We start from the raw sequence: 2,309 nt of genomic DNA, 5'->3' as shown, positions 1-2,309 counted from the left end.
ACTTTGGTGTTATATGGTCAAGCCTCACGAGCAATTAGTATTGGTTAGCTCAATGCCTCACAGCACTTACACACCCAACCTATCAACGTCCTAGTCTCGAACGGCTCTTCAGGGGACTTATGTCCCAGTGAGATCTTATCTTAAGGGAGGCTTCCCGCTTAGATGCTTTCAGCGGTTATCCCGTCCGAACATAGCTACCCGGCAATGCCACTGGCGTGACAACCGGAACACCAGAGGTTCGTCCACTCCGGTCCTCTCGTACTAGGAGCAGCTCCTCTCAAATCTCAAACGTCCACGGCAGATAGGGACCGAACTGTCTCACGACGTTCTAAACCCAGCTCGCGTACCACTTTAAATGGCGAACAGCCATACCCTTGGGACCGGCTTCAGCCCCAGGATGTGATGAGCCGACATCGAGGTGCCAAACACCGCCGTCGATGTGAACTCTTGGGCGGTATCAGCCTGTTATCCCCGGAGTACCTTTTATCCGTTGAGCGATGGCCCTTCCATACAGAACCACCGGATCACTAAGACCTACTTTCGTACCTGCTCGACGTGTCTGTCTCGCAGTTAAGCGTGCTTTTGCCTTTACACTCTATGCATGATTTCCGACCATGCTGAGCACACCTTCGTGCTCCTCCGTTACTCTTTGGGAGGAGACCGCCCCAGTCAAACTACCCACCACACAGTGTCCTCGATCCCGATAAGGGACCTGAGTTAGAACCTCAAACATACCAGGGTGGTATTTCAAGAGTGGCTCCATGCAAACTGGCGTCTGCACTTCAAAGCCTCCCACCTATCCTACACAAGTAGGTTCAAAGTTCACTGTGAAGCTATAGTAAAGGTTCACGGGGTCTTTCCGTCTAGCCGCGGATACACAGCATCTTCACTGCGATTTCAATTTCACTGAGTCTCGGGTGGAGACAGTGTGGCCATCGTTACGCCATTCGTGCAGGTCGGAACTTACCCGACAAGGAATTTCGCTACCTTAGGACCGTTATAGTTACGGCCGCCGTTTACTTGGGCTTCGATCAAGAGCTTCGCTTGCGCTAACCCCATCAATTAACCTTCAAGCACCGGGCAGGCGTCACACCCTATACGTCCACTTTCGTGTTTGCAGAGTGCTGTGTTTTTAATAAACAGTCGCAGCCACCTGGTATCTTCGACCGACTAGTGCTTACGGAGCAAGTCCTTCACACCGGCCGGCGTACCTTCTCCCGAAGTTACGGTACCATTTTGCCTAGTTCCTTCACCCGAGTTCTCTCAAGCGCCTTGGTATTCTCTACCTGACCACCTGTGTCGGTTTGGGGTACGGTCAATGTATATCTGAAGCTTAGAAGTTTTTCCTGGAAGCATGGCATCAACCACTTCGCCCAAAAGAGGGCTCGTCATCAGTTCTCGGCATTCTCTCTAAAAGAGTGACCCGGATTTGCCTAAGTCACTTGCCTACCGCCTTAAACACAGACAACCATCGCTGTGCTGGCCTAGCCTTCTCCGTCTCTCCATCGCAATATACATCGGTACAGGAATATTAACCTGTTTTCCATCGACTACGCATTTCTGCCTCGCCTTAGGGGCCGACTCACCCTGCCCTGATTAACATGGGACAGGAAACCTTGGTCTTCCGGCGGGGGAGTTTTTCACTCCCCTTATCGTTACTCATGTCAACATTCGCACTTCTGATACCTCCAGCCTGCCTTACAGCTTGACCTTCAACGGCTTACAGAACGCTCCTCTACCATGCCTAATAAATTAAGCATCCGTAGCTTCGGTGTACAGTTTGAGCCCCGTTATATCTTCCGCGCAGGCCGACTCGACTAGTGAGCTATTACGCTTTCTTTAAAGGATGGCTGCTTCTAAGCCAACCTCCTAGCTGTCTAAGCCTTCCCACATCGTTTCCCACTTAACTGTAACTTTGGGACCTTAGCTGACGGTCTGGGTTGTTTCCCTTTCCACAACGGACGTTAGCACCCGCTGTGTGTCTCCCGTAATTGCACTCATTGGTATTCGGAGTTTGCATGGGGTTGGTAAGTCGGGATGACCCCCTAGCCCAAACAGTGCTCTACCCCCAATGGTGAGATACGAGGCGCTACCTAAATAGCTTTCGAGGAGAACCAGCTATCTCCGAGCTTGATTAGCCTTTCACTCCTATCCACAAGTCATCCCCAGCCTTTTCAACGGATGTGGGTTCGGTCCTCCAGTTGATGTTACTCAACCTTCAACCTGCTCATGGATAGATCGCCCGGTTTCGGGTCTATTCCCAGCAACTAAACGCCCTATTAAGACTCGGTTTCCCTACGGCTCCACTA

Annotated in this window: 1 rRNA gene; it reads right to left on the bottom strand. The window is 51.4% G+C overall.

Going from position 1 to position 2,309, the window contains the following annotated elements:
* Positions 1-13: 13 nt before the first annotated feature.
* A 23S ribosomal RNA gene (locus TY87_RS22315) occupies positions 14-2,309 on the bottom strand; the annotation flags it as partial.

This window comes from Marinomonas sp. BSi20584 (assembly GCF_002792415.1).
GTDB lineage: Bacteria > Pseudomonadota > Gammaproteobacteria > Pseudomonadales > Marinomonadaceae > Marinomonas > Marinomonas polaris.
Note: the sequence above shows the minus strand (reverse complement) of the source record. Positions and strands in the feature narration are given on the sequence as shown.